The following is a 12,610-nucleotide window of genomic DNA, read 5'->3' as shown; positions in this document are numbered from 1 at the left end:
CGAATGGACAAGCTGGGCTTCGGCCGCCATCGCAAGATCATGCCCTTCGAACCCGGCTCCGCCGAAGCGTTGCGCGCGGCCTCGCGCGACAAGGCGGCCTCGCTCAACCAGCATGTGCTGGGCTATGGCACGACTGCCGAGGCCGAATGGGCGGCTGCAGGCGCTGCCGCTCCAAACCTGGTTGCCATGCGGAGCTACCGGCTCGAGCGCATCCGCGCCGAGCTGAAGCGCCGCGATTATGCCGGCGCCCTGCTCTACGATCCGGTCAACATCCGCTACGCGACGGACTCGACCAACATGCAGCTCTGGGTCGCGCACAACCCGACGCGCCACTGTTTCGTCGCCACCGAAGGCCCGGTGGTGCTGTTCGACTATTTCTCCTGCGAGCACCTGTCCGACCATTCGGGCGTCGTCGACGAGGTGCGGCCGGCGGTATCGTGGATGTATCTCTACAGCGGCGAATTGACCGATGATAAGGTCCGCCGCTGGGGCGGCGGCATCGCCGAACTCGTTGCCGACCATGGCGGCGGCAATCGCCGCATCGCCGTCGACCACATCAATCCCGAAGGCGTCCAGGAGCTCGCCCGCCGCGGCATCGCGATCGGCAATGGCGAGGCGGTGATGGAGAATGCGCGTCTCATCAAATCGCCGGACGAGATCCTCGCCATGCGCCGTGCCATCGTCGCCTGTGAGGCGGCGATGGGCGAGATGGAAGCGGCATTGAAGCCTGGTATTTCCGAGAACGAATTGTGGGCGGAGCTGCATCGCGGCAACATCGCGCGCGGCGGCGAATGGATCGAGACGCGGCTTCTGTCGTCCGGTCCGCGCACCAATCCCTGGTTCCAGGAATGCTCCTCGCGCATAATCGAGAATGGCGACCTCGTCGCCTTCGACACCGACCTGATCGGTCCCTATGGCTTCTGCGCCGATCTATCGCGCACATGGCTCTGCGGCGACAGGCTGCCGTCGAACGAGCAGCGGGATCTGTTCCGCATCGCCGTCGACCAGATCGCCCACAACACGGATCTGATGCGGCCGGGCATCTCCTTCCGCGATCTCGTCGAGCGCTCGGCGGTGCCGCCGGACGATTGCTACCCCACGCGCTACGGCGTGCTCTATCACGGCGTCGGCCTGGCGGACGAATATCCGACGCTGCCGCACCCCCGCGATTGGACCACCGACACGCCGGACGGCGTGCTCGAGCCCGGCATGGTGCTCTGCGTCGAAAGCTATATCGGCAGGCTTGGCGGGCACGAAGGCGTCAAGATCGAGGAACAGATCCTGATCACCGAGACCGGCAACGAGAAGCTGTCAGCCTACAAGCTGGACGAACGGCTGCTCTGACGCGCCGCCTTCGATCGCCGCGACGGCCTCGCGCATCGCGGCGATGATCGGGGCCGGGGTGGTCCTGGCGGTGATATAGGGCAGGCCCTTGCGCCGCGCCGTCCAGCCGACGACCTTGACACCCCGCGCGGCCGGCTCGAAGCGCTGCGCCAGCGCCCAGCTTTCGCAGTCGATCGCCGCGATATCGCCCCTGCCCTCGGCGATGGCCACGATCGACGACCGGTGGCCGCCGCTCTCGCCGCGCGAGGCGAAGATATCCAAGCTTTCGCCCATCGCCTCCAGGTCGCGCGTCAGCGCGATCAGCCCGGACATCGAATCGGGAGTGTTGAAGATGAAGCGCTTGCCGCGCAGAAGATCGAGCGGGATGACGGCCTTGCCGTCCTGCGGCGAGGCAACCGACGAACCGCCATCCGCGGCCATCACCAGCGCGCTGGAATAAAGTTCGCCCTGGCCGCCCTCGAACGCATCGTAGTTCGGCTGCGCGATCACCTGCACATGCCGGGCAAGGCCGAATTCCATCGGCCCCCAGCAGGTTTGCCCGAACAGAAGCGCCGGGCTCAGCCAGAGCTGGTGGAAATCGAACTCGTCCGGGGGCAGCGTCGCCGGGTCCGGCGCGATCACCTCACCGGCGGCGCCTAGGATCCCCCCAGGCACCGGCGGCAGATCACCATTGCGGCGCACGATCGTTTCCGGCGCGTCGATGCCGCTTTGCCGGAAGGCGTCACGCAGCCGCGCCCATTGCTCATCGACCTCGCCCCGCGCTTCGGGCCAGTCATACATCGGCAGGGCCGCAACGAACTTGCTCATGTCGAACAGCTTTCAAGGACAGGCGATCTTCGGCGCCTGCGTTCCGCCGCGAAAAAAGCGAGCGCGGAAAGTCGAGATTACTCTTTCGGCGGCTCGGCCGGAACCGGCGCCGTGCCAAGCCCGCTCACATTGCGTGCCCTGACGCGCGGCTTGAAGGCGCGGCCCGGCTCCGGCGTGCGGCGCAGCACCGGATGGACGACCGGCTCCTTGGCCTTGAAAGCGTGGGCCTTGAGCATCGCGAAATAGTTCGGATAGGCATAACCGTTGTTCATCCGCAGCCACTCTTCGCGGCGCTCGCGAAACAGCTTTGGCAACCTATACCAGGCAATGGTCGGGCTCTTGTGATGAATGAAATGCAGATTGTTGTTCAGGAACAGGAAGGAGAGCGGCGAACGCTCGACGATCACTGTGCGCCCTTCCGGATGCTCCGACCACTGATGCTCGGCATAAGTGCGGATCGAGATCAGCGACTGGCCTAACCACACCGGCACCAGGATATAGAGCCAGAGCGGAATGCCGAAGCCAAACGTAACGATCGGCACCACAACCGCGAGACCGATGGCATGCAGCAGCCAAGCCTTCCGGATCACCTTGTCGCCGGCAAGGATCTGCTTGGCGTCGTCGATGAAGAAGCCGACCGAGGACAGCAACGGTCCGAGAATGAAGCGGCCGACCATCGTGTTGTTGATCTTGAGCAGAAGCTTCATTGTCGGCGGCAGTTCCTCGTGCATCCAGAGCGCCTGGTAATAGCTCTCCGGATCGTCGAGCGGATCGGTCAGCCGCTCGTCCGCGTGATGACGAAGGTGGATGGTCTTGAAGCGGCGGAACGGCCAGACCATGCCGATCGGCAAAAAGACGAAGGCTTCATTGATCCTGGCGTTGCGGGTCGGATGGCCGTGCGACACCTCATGCATCAGCGAGGATTGCAGAGCCAGGATAAAGGGCAGGATAGCAAGCGCCAAAAGCGGATAAGATGGCCGCAGCAGGAAGCCTATTGCGAACCACGCACCGTAGCAGAAGAGAATGAGGCAGACTGTCGGCCATTCGATTGCCGGTGCGTTGCTGCGTCTCTTGTTCATGCCGGTATTCGTGCTTGCCATGCTATCGACCACTGCCTTCCAGTCGCCGGAACCAACCCGATTCCTGACAGCATTGTGTCAGGAGCCTATCGTTGCCGCAACGCGACAAAGCGCACAAACTGTTGCGAGTGCGCATTTTCAGCCGCATATGTTATACATTGTAAACAAATATGGGGATTCATTTCCGCCTGAGCCACGTTCAAAACGCTCCCGGCGCAAATTTTTCCTCCCCGAAGCAGGAGCAGCGTGATGGACAAGCGCGATCTGTCGACTCTCTTCCGGGAGCGGTTGAAAATGCTCTTGACACGATCCGACCTCAACCAGTCGGCCTTCGCGGCTGCGGTCGGTATCGACCGCTCGGCATTGTCGCAGCTCCTGTCAGGCGCCTCGACCCGCCTGCCCCGTGCCGAGACGCTTCTCAACATCGCGGCCGAGTTCAAAGTGTCGCTCGACTGGCTGCTGGGCCTCTCCCAGGACGAGGGTGTCACCGGCGAGATTAGAGAGAGCCTGGAGATCGAGGAGGCGCCGGACGGTTTTGACCGCACCCTGCTCGCCAAGTGGCACGCCGAGGCGGCAGGCACGAAAATCCGCTACGTGCCGGCAGGCATCCCTGACCTTCTGCGCACGGAGGCGCTGATCGAATATGAGGCCGGCATCACCAACAAGAGCCGCGAGGCGCAGGCCGGCGAAACGCAATACCGCATCGATTATACAAGGCGGCCGGAGACCGACATGGAGGTCTGCATGCCGCGCCACACGCTGGAGATCTTCGCGCGCGGCCTCGGCGTCTGGGATCGTTTTCCCGAAGCCGACCGTCGTGCCCAGTTGCTGCACATGGCGGCCCTGCTCGACGACCTTTACCCGACCTTCCGGCTGTTCCTCTATGACGGACGCATGCGCTATTCGATCCCTTACACGATCTTCGGCCCCTACCGCGCCGCGATCTATGTCGGCGACATGTATCTGGTGTTGAACGCGACCCAGCCCATCCGCACCCTCACCAGCCATTTCGACAATCTGATCCGCGCCGCCGACATCAATGCGCATGAGGCGGCGAGCTTCGCGCAGAAGCTGGCCGCGACGTCTTTCCCGTCAGGCTCGGTCTGAGCGCTTGCCTGCCCGGTCGGCCACCAGCCAACCAATGGTGGGGCTGCATCGAAATCGAGGCCGAGATCAATCCGGCCTATAAGGTCTTCTCGGCCGCAAACGCGTTGACTAGACATAAAGACTTCTTTATATCGTTATTTGAATTCGAACACGAAAGTCAAAGCCATGACCGCGACCAACCCGATTGACGCCCTGCTTGCCGAAAAGGGTGTGCTTCTGGCCGACGGCGCCACCGGCACCAATCTGTTCGCGATGGGCTTGCCGGCCGGCGAGGCGCCCGAGCTGCTCAACGAGACGGCGCCCGAGACCATTGCCAGCCTGCATCAGAATTTCGTCGATGCCGGCGCCGACATCATCCTGACCAACTCCTTCGGCGGCACCCGCCACCGGCTCAAGCTGCATCATGCGCAGGACCGCGTGCACGAGTTGAACAAGCGCGCCGCCGAGATCGCGCGATCCGTCGCCGACAAGGCCGGCCGCAAGGTGATCGTCGCCGGCTCCGTCGGCCCGACCGGCGAGTTGCTGGTGCCGCTCGGCGCCCTGACCTATGACGATGCCGTTGACGCCTTCGCCGAGCAGATCGAGGGTCTCAAGGCCGGCGGCGCCGAAGTCGCCTGGATCGAGACCATGTCGGCGCCCGACGAGATCCGCGCCGCGGCCGAAGCCGCCATCCGCGTCGGCCTGCCCTATACCTATACCGGTTCCTTCGACACCGCAGGCCGCACCATGATGGGCCTGCTGCCGAAGGACATCCACGCTGTGGCCGATGGCCTGTCGCAGGCCCCGCTCGGTGTCGGAGCCAATTGCGGCGTCGGCGCTTCCGATATCCTCGCCTCGCTGCTCGACATGACCGAGGCGAAGCCGGAGGCGACCGTGATCGTCAAGGGCAATTGCGGCATTCCTGAATTCCGCGGCAGTGAAATCCACTATTCCGGCACGCCGGAGTTGATGTCCGATTATGTGCGGCTGGCGGTCGATGCCGGCGCCAAGATCGTCGGCGGCTGCTGCGGCACCTCCTTCGCCCACCTTGCTGCCATGCGCAAGGCGCTCGACGGCCACACCAAGGCTGAGCGCCCGACCGTCGAGACGATCGTCGAGCGCATCGGTCCGATGCGCAACAAGACGGCAAGCGCCGGGGACAGCGGCGAAGGCAGGCGCGAACGCAGGCGCAGCCGAGCCTGACGGGCCCCGATTATTTGCTGTTTTCGGCGTAGCGCGACAGCGCGGTGCTGAGATCGACGACGTTCTCGGAATTCATGGTCGCCAGCGCGCCCGACGCGCCGGGGTCGGTGATCTGTTCCAGCATCACGCGAAAACGGTCGTTGTTGAGCGCCGAAAGCGCCGTGTTGCGGGCGGCATCGACATCGCTTCGAATGCGCGTCGAATCCAGCGTCGGAGCACGCGCCGACGTCGTGTTTGCCGTCGCCGCCGCGTTCCAGTTCGTGGTGATATGCAATGCCCGCCCCTGATGCTCGTCTATCCGCACGAACTAACAAAAGTTAATTGCGATGATATTCCGGAAAAGCAGCGCAATTTAACGATCGCGGAAAAGGCCGGCAGGAATTGCCCGCCGGCCTTCGCTATTTCGGTCCCTGCCCTTCGGCTCTCTACTTATTGCCGTCCAGCGATGAGGCCAGGCGCACCAGCGACAGGAACTCCGCCCTGTAGCCAAACGGATCGGCGCCACGCGCGGCATTGGCGATCTCGGCGATCCGATCATAGCCGAAATTCGCCGTCTGGTCCTCGTCGCGCAGCTTCTGCCCGAAGGCCGCGACGGCGACCGAGAAGCGCTGGTCGGCGCCGGCCGCGTCGAAGGACGAGACCTCGTTGGCGGTGGTCACCGGCGTGGTGATCAGCTTCGAGACATTCTCGCTCGGCAGCTTGTAGCGGATCTTGACGAAGGCATATTCGTCGGCATTGGCGACGCCGCCATTGTCGACCTTGGCCTGGCCGTAGCGCAGCGGATCGACCTGCTCGCCGCCGCTCCCTTTTGGCGTGATTTCATAGACCGCCGTCACCGAATGGCCCGAGCCGATATCGCCGGCATCGACGCGGTCGTTGTTGAAATCCTCGCGCTTCAGGGCCCGGGTCTCATAACCGACGAGACGGTATTCGGAAACCTTGGCCGGATTGAACTCGACCTGGATCTTGACGTCCTTGGCGATGGTGAACAGCGTCGAGGAGGCATCCTCGACCAGCACCTTCTCGGCTTCGGCCAAAGTGTCGATATAGGCGGCTGTGCCGTTGCCGTTCTGGGCGATGGTCTGCATCATCTGGTCGTTGAGATTGCCGCGCCCGAAACCGAACACCGAGAGGAACACGCCGGTCTTGCGCTCCTTCTCGATCAGCCGCTTGAGATCGTCGTCATCGGTCTGGCCGACATTGAAATCGCCGTCGGTGGCGAGCATCACGCGGTTGACGCCGTCCTTGACGAAGGATTGCTGCGCAAGCTTGTAGGCCTCGCGGATGCCTTCCTCGCCGGCCGTCGATCCGCCGGGCTCGAGATTATCGATGGCAGCAAGGATTTTCTGCTTTTCCGCCGCTTTGGTCGGCATCAGCACCGTGCCGGCATTGCCGGCATAGGTGACGATCGAGACGGTGTCGTCGGGCTTCAGCTTGCTGACCAGCAGGCGGAAGGCGGATTTGAGCAGCGGCAGCTTGTCCGGCTCGTCCATCGAGCCGGAGACATCGATCAGGAAGACGAGGTTGGCCTTGGGCTGCTCGACCGGCTTCACGTCGAAACCCTTGATCGCGACATGCATGAGCTTGGTGTGTTCGTTCCATGGCGTCGGCATCACGGTAACGGTCGAGTTGAACGGCGTCGACGCCGAATCCGGCCCCCTCCAGCCATAGGGGAAGTAGTTGATCATCTCCTCGACGCGGACCGTGTCCGGATCAGGCAGGCTGCCTTCCTTCAGCGAGCGCCGCACGAAGGAATAGGAGGCCGTGTCGACATCGATCGAGAAGGTCGAGACCGGGTCCTGGGCGGTCTCGTGCACCGGATTGGTCTTGAAAGTCTCGATGCGGTCGCGGTTTTCCTCCTGCGGCTGCATCTGGTCGGATAGCATGGGCGCGGGCTGCACCATCATCTTGGAATCGGCCATTGCCGGAGGAGACGCCGGAATCGCGGCAGCTACTCCTGCCGGCGCCTTGTCGGCTCGCTCCAACTCGTCGGCGCTCCGTTTCGGAGAATAGCCCGCAATTACCCCGGCGCCGTCCTTGCCGCCGGCCGCGAGCTGGCCACTCTCGGCTGGTGCGGGTTGCAGGGCCGGCTCGGCTTCGGGCGCTGCCTCCTGCTTGAGCAGGCTGTCGACTTCTGTCGCCGGCTTGGGAGGTGCCGGTGCCACCTGTGAATTGGCTCGCGTCTCGGCGTCCGCGTCGGTCTTCTTCGCCGTGGCCGGCGCAGCCGCCAGCGGCTCTTTGATCTCCGGTTTTTCCGGCGCGGGCTTCTGCTCCACCGTCTTGTCGGCCAGCGTCTCGATGATCTTGCCGTTGCCGGTAATGACGGGCGGCTGTTCCTTCAGCATCTCGAAAGCGGCATATCCGGCGATGGGCAGCGCGACCAGCGCGGTGATGGCCGGCGTGGCAATGAGTTTCCGTTGCATGATGTCTCTCCAGAGCTTTCTTGCTCGCTCCGTGAGACGAAGGCCTGCGGACGTTCCTTGGGGGGCCGTCGAAGTTTTTTCATCGAGGTCGAACGCCTGCATTGCGGCGGCCATCGCGCGCGCCTTCGCTTCGCCGTCCGGCGCCGGCACAGCGATGTCACGCAGCCTTTCGAGTTCGTTGTCGTCGACCATGGTCACACTTCCCCGGCTGAACGCATCAGCAGCTTCAGCCGTTTCTTCGCTTCGTGGATGTGCCAGGAAACCGTCGTCTCCGAGATCGCCATCACCTCCGCCGCGGAGGCGTGGTTCAACCCTTCGCCATAGACGAGCAGCACCGCATCGCGTTGCTTGTCGGGCAGCATCCGCACCGCGGCCCACAACGCCTCGGCGGGATCGTCCGCCGGCGCTTCGCCCGCGATCGACGCGTAAGCGCCATAGGCATCGGTCTTGGCGGCGTCGCGGGCGCGCTTGCGCATCATGTCGCGCGAAGCATTCAGCGTCATGGCATAGAGCCATGTCGTGAAGGCGCCATTGCCCTGATAGTCGCGGATCGCACGGCCGAGCCGCACGCAGACATCCTGGGCGATGTCCTCAGCATCGGCCTTCCTGCCGCACCAGCGATAGGCGGCGCGATAGACGAAGCCATAGTGCCTTTCGACCAGTTTGCCGAAAGCCCCCCTGTCTCCGCCCCTCGCCCGCCCGATCAACTCGGCATCGGAGGCTTCGCTGTCGTCCAGCATCATCGCCTTCATTTGCCCGTTGGACGAAGGCTAATGGCCAATCCTTGGGGCGATGAAAAGATTTTTTTGCGGCACCACTTTTTCCTTCTCTCCCTTCCACGGGGAGAAGGTGCCCGAAGGGCGGATGAGGGGCGGCGCGGACATTCGAAGGCTCGCGCTAGGCCACGCGCACTACAATCCGAGACCGAAACTCAGCCCAGCGTCTCTTTGAAAAACGTCGTCAGCCGCTTCCAGTGGCGTTCAGCGCCCGCCTCGTCATAGACGCTATGATCGGGCACGCACCAGCCATGGCCGACGCCGACATAGTTCTCGATCGTATGGTCGACCTCTGCCACCCTGAGCGCCTCCGCCAGCCGCGCCGACTGCTCGGGCGGGAAGCTATGGTCGACGCCGGCGACGCCGACATAGACGCGCGCCTTGATCGAAGCCGCCTTGCGATGCGGGCTGTCGGCCGCGTCGCTGGCCAGATTACCGCCATGGAAGCTTGCCGCGGCAACGATCCGGTCCGGATAGCTCGCCGCCGCGTTCAACGCCCGCGCGCCGCCCATGCAATAGCCGACGACGCCGATCGGTCCGCCAATGCCCTCGGCCGCGAACGCGTCGAGGAAGGCGCTGCCGTCGCGGATGGTCATGCCCTGCGTCGTACCGCCGCTCAGCATCAACAGCAGGGCCTTGGCCTTTGCCTCGGTGAACGCGGTTTTGGGATCGAACGGGCCATAGGGCGCATAGCGGTAGAAGAGATCGGGCACCAGCACGGCATAGCCATGCCCAGCGAGGCGCTCCGCCATCTGGTCGAGCACCGGACGCGGACCGAAAATATCCATGTAGAAGATGATTCCGGCCTTGGCCGGCGCGGCTGGACGAAACAGCCGAGCCTTCGCCGTGCCGTCCAGGGTCTTGATCTCGATGTCCCGCTTCGTCATTGCGCGCTCCGCTCGTTGCCACGCGATAGATATCTGCGCCGCCCGCCAGGGCAAGCCACGACATCTCAACGGCGGTCAAGTTTCCGTGCGGTCCGGAAGAATGTCTACACCCCGGCGAACGCCGCCATATGGAAAGCCTGGACATCAGCCGGGTAGCGATATTCAGCGCCATAGGGACAGGCGTTGCGGTCGAGGCAGCCGCCGGCGCGGCAAGGCGCACCATCCGTGCCACGCACATGCGCCAGGCACGCCTGGTGCGCAAAGCCATCCACCGAATAGGCGTCCACCGGACAGGATTTCAGGCAGGGTTTTTCGACGCATGTGTCGCAAAGATGAATCGCTGCATGAGGTTCGGGAACAGAAATCTCGTCCTCGAACAGCAACGCGCCGCGATAGGCGTGCCAAAGCCCATACTGAGGATGCATGAGGATGCCGAGCGGCGACGGCTTCAGCCCTTCCGCCCGCATCGCCCATTGCTGGAACGGCAGATAGGGCCGGTCCGAAGGCGACACCGCGCGCGCGCCGCAGCCTTGCGCGACCGCGCCGATCACCTCACGCGCCCAGCTATCGAGCGGGTCGGTGATGTCCCTCGCCTGCCGTTCCCGCCATTGCTGGAAATGCGGCCAAGGCGCCGCTCCTGCCTGCCCTACCAGCAGCGCGGACTTGGCGGGGACGTTTCTGGGGCCGACAGGAGCATCTTCGCAGTCAACGAAATTGAAGCCCCCGCGAAGGATGAGTCCATGCCGGGCCAGAGCTTCACTGACATGATCACAACCAACGGTCATCTGGCTTGAACTTCGCCACGAACTCGCGAGCTGCGCAATTCTCTCTTTGGATCATGCGGGCGGGAGCAACCGGAAGCGTCATGAGACCAAGCTTGCCCTCGGTCGTCGACGATCGTCACCGTGCAGATGAAGCCAGTTTCGCCCACCAAGCACTGCTGGGTCTTGGGCAGATCGAATTCAACTTCAATTTTACAAGAACGAATCGTGAGGGCTTTGGACGCGGCTTGAGTTTCGACCATTGAACCGTATCGCGCAGCTATTGAAGCGAACTCAGACAACGCTTCAGGCAACCGCCCTAGTAGCTCGATCAGGATTTTGGTCGTCGAGTGCTCCCTAGCAAGGGAATGAAGTTTGCCGATCGCCCAATAGCCATGAAGGTCGTTGTTACGACTGATGAACGACGCGGCAGCATCAGCCGCGATCCCCTTGAATGCTCTTCGCCTCATCTCGACCTCCGGCAGAACCCGCCGGAGGATAGCTGCGCCGTGTGAAAGAATCATCCCTTCCGGCCCGGGTCGGAGAACGCGCTCCGCCAGACTTCCTTGTGGATGATGTCGGCCACTTTAGCCCGGCCTGAATCGGGCTCCTTTCAGGTGAAGGCGTCGGGCATCGAGCCCTTCTTCTTGGTGATGAAGTCCTTCAGCGCCTCGTCGATGGCCGGATCGAGATGCGGCGCCTCGTAGCTTTCCAGCCAGCGGCGCGCGAGCTCGTTGGCGCGTTGCGGCGCGGTCTTCTCGCCCTCGGCCAGCCACTGCTCGTAAGAATTGTTGTCGGCGATGTTGGAGCGGTAGAACGCCGTCTGGAAATTCGCCTGCGTGTGGTCGCAGCCGAGATAATGGCTGCCCGGACCGACCTGGCGGATGGCGTCCATCGCCTGGCCGTTTTCCGACAGGTCGACGCCCTCGCAGAATTTCTGCTGCATGCCGAGCTGGTCGATGTCCATCATGAATTTTTCGTAGCAGGAAGCGAGACCGCCCTCGAGCCAGCCCGCCGAATGCAGCACGAAATTGGTGCCGGCGAGGATCGTCGAGTTGAGCGTGTTGGCGCTCTCATAGGCCGCCTGCGCATCCGGGATCTTCGAGGCGCAGAGCGAGCCGCCGGTGCGGAACGGCAGGCCGAGCCGGCGAGCCAGCTGCGCTGCGCCGTAGGAGACGAGCGACGGCTCCGGCGTGCCGAAGGTCGGGGCGCCTGACTGCATCGAGATCGACGAGGCGAAGGTGCCGAACAGCACCGGCGCGCCGGGGCGGATCAACTGCGTGAACGAGGCGCCGGCGAGCACTTCGGCCAGCACCTGCGTGAGCGTGCCGGCGACCGTCACCGGACTCATCGCGCCGGCCAGGATGAAGGGCGTGACGATGCAGGCCTGGTTGTGGCGCGAATAGACTTTCAGCGCGCCGAGCATGGTTTCGTCGAACACCATCGGCGAGTTGGCGTTGATCAGGCTGGTCAGCACCGTGTTGTTCTCGACGAAGTCGTCGCCGAACACGAGCTTGGCCATCGCCACCGTGTCCTCGGCCCGCTCCGGCGCGGTCACAGAGCCCATGAACGGCTTGTCCGAGTAACGGATATGCGCGTAGATCATGTCGAGGTGGCGCTTGTTGACCGGCACATCGACCGGCTCGCACACCGTGCCGCCCGAATGGTGGATCGACGGCGCCATATAGGCGAGCTTCACGAAGTTCTGGAAATCCTCGATCGTCGCGTAGCGGCGGTTGCCGTCGAGGTCGCGCACGAAGGGCGGGCCGTAGACCGGCGCGAACACGGTCGCGTTGCCGCCGATCTGCACCGAGCGCTCCGGATTGCGCGCATGCTGGGTGTAGATCGAGGGCGCAGTCTTGAGCAGCGAACGGCAGAGCCCCTTGGGGAAATGCACGCGCTCGCCCTTGACGTCGGCGCCGGCTTCCTTCCACAGCGCCAGCGCCTCGGCGTCATCGCGAAAGATGATGCCGATCTCTTCCAGCACCGTGTCGGTGTTCTTCTCGATCAGCGCCAGGCCTTCCTCGTTGAGGACCTCATAGACGTTGATCTTGCGCTTGATGTAGGTGAGCTGGGTGCCCGGGCCGCCGCCCGAACGGGCGGCCCGGCGTGCCGCCGCGCCGCCGCTGGCGCCGCGTCCGCGTCGTCCACCCGACGCTTCCTGCTCGACTGCCGCGTTATCGCTCATGATCGTTCTTCCTATAACTTGGCCTGAATTGGCTGGGCGGCCCGTCGCTGCCGCTT

At 63.8% G+C, this 12,610-nt stretch carries 12 protein-coding genes; 3 read left to right on the top strand and 9 right to left on the bottom strand.

Going from position 1 to position 12,610, the window contains the following annotated elements; translation table 11 throughout:
* Nucleotides 1–3 precede the first annotated feature (3 nt).
* Nucleotides 4–1,344, top strand: a complete 1,341-nt coding sequence (locus tag EJ069_RS04670) for a Xaa-Pro peptidase family protein (protein WP_126060293.1) — start codon at nt 4–6, stop codon at nt 1,342–1,344.
* Here EJ069_RS04670 and EJ069_RS04665 read toward each other — a convergent pair.
* Entirely contained in the window at nt 1,312–2,151 is an 840-nt protein-coding gene (locus EJ069_RS04665) for a PhnD/SsuA/transferrin family substrate-binding protein (RefSeq protein ID WP_126060292.1), read from the bottom strand. The genes EJ069_RS04670 and EJ069_RS04665 overlap by 33 nt on opposite strands.
* Nucleotides 2,152–2,228: 77 nt before the next feature.
* On the bottom strand, nt 2,229–3,230 hold the full coding sequence (locus tag EJ069_RS04660) for a fatty acid desaturase (protein WP_126060291.1): 1,002 nt from the start codon (nt 3,228–3,230) through the stop codon (nt 2,229–2,231).
* Between the two features lie 249 nt (nt 3,231–3,479).
* Between EJ069_RS04660 and EJ069_RS04655 the strand changes: the two genes are divergently transcribed.
* Both EJ069_RS04655 and bmt read left to right on the top strand, forming a co-directional pair.
* Entirely contained in the window at nt 3,480–4,337 is an 858-nt protein-coding gene (locus EJ069_RS04655) for a helix-turn-helix transcriptional regulator (RefSeq protein WP_126060290.1), read from the top strand.
* Between the two features lie 165 nt (nt 4,338–4,502).
* On the top strand, nt 4,503–5,519 hold the full coding sequence (gene bmt / locus EJ069_RS04650; protein ID WP_126060289.1) for a betaine--homocysteine S-methyltransferase: 1,017 nt from the start codon (nt 4,503–4,505) through the stop codon (nt 5,517–5,519).
* A 10-nt stretch (nt 5,520–5,529) separates the two neighbouring features.
* Here bmt and EJ069_RS04645 read toward each other — a convergent pair whose 3' ends face one another.
* The 7 genes from EJ069_RS04645 to EJ069_RS04615 all read right to left on the bottom strand — a co-directional run bounded on the left by EJ069_RS04645 (nt 5,530) and on the right by EJ069_RS04615 (nt 12,554).
* On the bottom strand, nt 5,530–5,793 hold the full coding sequence (locus tag EJ069_RS04645; protein WP_126060288.1) for a hypothetical protein: 264 nt from the start codon (nt 5,791–5,793) through the stop codon (nt 5,530–5,532).
* A gap of 151 nt (nt 5,794–5,944) precedes the next feature.
* Complete coding sequence (locus tag EJ069_RS04640) at nt 5,945–8,134, bottom strand: VWA domain-containing protein (protein ID WP_126060287.1); 2,190 nt, start codon at nt 8,132–8,134, stop codon at nt 5,945–5,947.
* Nucleotides 8,135–8,136: 2 nt separating this feature from the next.
* Nucleotides 8,137–8,694 carry an RNA polymerase sigma factor gene (locus EJ069_RS04635; RefSeq protein WP_126060286.1) on the bottom strand — a complete coding sequence of 186 codons (558 nt, stop codon included), beginning with the start codon at nt 8,692–8,694 and terminating at the stop codon, nt 8,137–8,139.
* 179 nt (nt 8,695–8,873) lie between these two features.
* Nucleotides 8,874–9,605, bottom strand: coding sequence for a dienelactone hydrolase family protein (locus EJ069_RS04630; protein WP_126060285.1), 732 nt, complete (start codon nt 9,603–9,605; stop codon nt 8,874–8,876).
* A 104-nt stretch (nt 9,606–9,709) separates the two neighbouring features.
* Nucleotides 9,710–10,390: a 4Fe-4S dicluster domain-containing protein gene (locus tag EJ069_RS04625; RefSeq protein ID WP_126060284.1), complete on the bottom strand. Its 681-nt coding sequence runs from the start codon at nt 10,388–10,390 to the stop codon at nt 9,710–9,712.
* Nucleotides 10,387–10,836 carry a hypothetical protein gene (locus tag EJ069_RS04620; protein WP_127882803.1) on the bottom strand — a complete coding sequence of 150 codons (450 nt, stop codon included), beginning with the start codon at nt 10,834–10,836 and terminating at the stop codon, nt 10,387–10,389. The genes EJ069_RS04625 and EJ069_RS04620 overlap by 4 nt, the downstream gene beginning before the upstream one ends.
* 143 nt (nt 10,837–10,979) lie before the next feature.
* On the bottom strand, nt 10,980–12,554 hold the full coding sequence (locus EJ069_RS04615) for a trimethylamine methyltransferase family protein (RefSeq protein WP_126060282.1): 1,575 nt from the start codon (nt 12,552–12,554) through the stop codon (nt 10,980–10,982).
* Nucleotides 12,555–12,610 lie beyond the last annotated feature (56 nt).

This window comes from Mesorhizobium sp. M2A.F.Ca.ET.043.05.1.1, assembly GCF_003952445.1.
In the GTDB taxonomy this organism is placed as follows: domain Bacteria; phylum Pseudomonadota; class Alphaproteobacteria; order Rhizobiales; family Rhizobiaceae; genus Mesorhizobium.
This window is presented reverse-complemented; position numbering and strand designations above follow the sequence as displayed.

Coding starts and splice junctions, on each gene's coding strand:
- EJ069_RS04670 (WP_126060293.1), top strand. CDS start 4: ATGGACAAGCTGGGCTTCGGCCGCCATCGCAAGATCATGCCCTTCGAA.
- EJ069_RS04665 (WP_126060292.1), bottom strand. CDS start 2,151: ATGAGCAAGTTCGTTGCGGCCCTGCCGATGTATGACTGGCCCGAAGCG.
- EJ069_RS04660 (WP_126060291.1), bottom strand. CDS start 3,230: ATGAACAAGAGACGCAGCAACGCACCGGCAATCGAATGGCCGACAGTC.
- EJ069_RS04655 (WP_126060290.1), top strand. CDS start 3,480: ATGGACAAGCGCGATCTGTCGACTCTCTTCCGGGAGCGGTTGAAAATG.
- bmt (WP_126060289.1), top strand. CDS start 4,503: ATGACCGCGACCAACCCGATTGACGCCCTGCTTGCCGAAAAGGGTGTG.
- EJ069_RS04640 (WP_126060287.1), bottom strand. CDS start 8,134: ATGGTCGACGACAACGAACTCGAAAGGCTGCGTGACATCGCTGTGCCG.
- EJ069_RS04635 (WP_126060286.1), bottom strand. CDS start 8,694: ATGAAGGCGATGATGCTGGACGACAGCGAAGCCTCCGATGCCGAGTTG.
- EJ069_RS04630 (WP_126060285.1), bottom strand. CDS start 9,605: ATGACGAAGCGGGACATCGAGATCAAGACCCTGGACGGCACGGCGAAG.
- EJ069_RS04625 (WP_126060284.1), bottom strand. CDS start 10,390: ATGACCGTTGGTTGTGATCATGTCAGTGAAGCTCTGGCCCGGCATGGA.
- EJ069_RS04620 (WP_127882803.1), bottom strand. CDS start 10,836: ATGAGGCGAAGAGCATTCAAGGGGATCGCGGCTGATGCTGCCGCGTCG.
- EJ069_RS04615 (WP_126060282.1), bottom strand. CDS start 12,554: ATGAGCGATAACGCGGCAGTCGAGCAGGAAGCGTCGGGTGGACGACGC.